General features: G+C 45.6%; 1 pseudogene. It reads right to left on the bottom strand.

Annotated features, from left to right (window positions below):
• Nucleotides 1-634: 634 nt before the first annotated feature.
• Nucleotides 635-1,113 (bottom strand): annotated as a pseudogene (locus BN93_RS03505) (ribonuclease Z); the annotation flags it as partial.

Here is a 1,113-nt window from a genome sequence, read left to right as displayed (position 1 = left end):
ATTGGATGCTTACGATTGAATGGGTTGTCATGGGTTAAGTTTTAGGTAGGTTCGAAATAGCAATGAACATCGTTCTTGGTTGATATATGAGGCAAACGCCGTTATAAGATTTATACTTAAAAGACGACAAAGTTCGAGATGATAAGCTGGGATGCCTACGGGTTTACTGGTTAATGATTTAATAAGCGTTTAGCTCAGTAAGCTAGTGGGGCTTGTTTATCTTGTAGTACTAGGGATTCTAGGAATATTAGAGATTATAGGAACACTAGGGATTCTAGGGATTCTAGAAATACTAATGGCTCTAGGAACACTAGGTATTCGTAGGGATTCTAGGAATACTAAAGGTTCTAGGAACACTAGTTTACCTAGCTATACTAGCCCAACTCGTTCATCAGCAGGTGCAACCATTAGCACCCTATTTAGTTAACGGCATAATAGGCGCAGCCCTTTTTTCACCTTTTTACCCTTTCACCTTTTCACCTTTATAAGCTCTTTCACCCCTTCACCTTTTCACTTTTTCACCCCTTCACCTTTCCACCTTTCACCTTTATAAGCTCTTTTACCCCTTCACCTTTTTACCTTTTCACCTTTTTACCCTTTCACCCTTTCACCTTTATAAGCTATTCTTTCCCCATCAAACATCAATTTCCAATCCCTCTTGGCCTAAAATTGTGTTTGGAAAGATGGCCCTAGCCTCGGTTAGCAAAACTTCTTCGGCCTCGTATCGGGCGCTGTAATGCCCCAAAACAAGCTTGCCCACACCTGCATCGCGTGCCACCTTAGCCGCCTCTGCAGCCGTGCTGTGGTAGTAAAGTCGTGCCCGCGAGGCCATCGAACTATCGTAAGTGGCCTCGTGATAAAGAGTGTTCACGCCTTGCACAGCCTTGTGTAGCTGTGGCATGTAGCGCGTGTCGCTGCAATAAGCGTATGCGCGGGCTGGGTCGGCAGGCGTAACCAGGCGCGCATTGGGCACAATGCGGCCCTCATCGTCTACCCAATCGGCACCCAACTTGATGTTATTTATCTGACTAATGGGTATGCGATAGAAGTCTATCATGTCGCGACGGATGTGCGGCAACAACCCCTTCTCGCGGAATAGAAAGCCACAACAAT

Source organism: Prevotella conceptionensis 9403948 (assembly GCF_000312305.1).
Taxonomy (GTDB): domain Bacteria; phylum Bacteroidota; class Bacteroidia; order Bacteroidales; family Bacteroidaceae; genus Prevotella; species Prevotella conceptionensis.
This window is presented reverse-complemented; position numbering and strand designations above follow the sequence as displayed.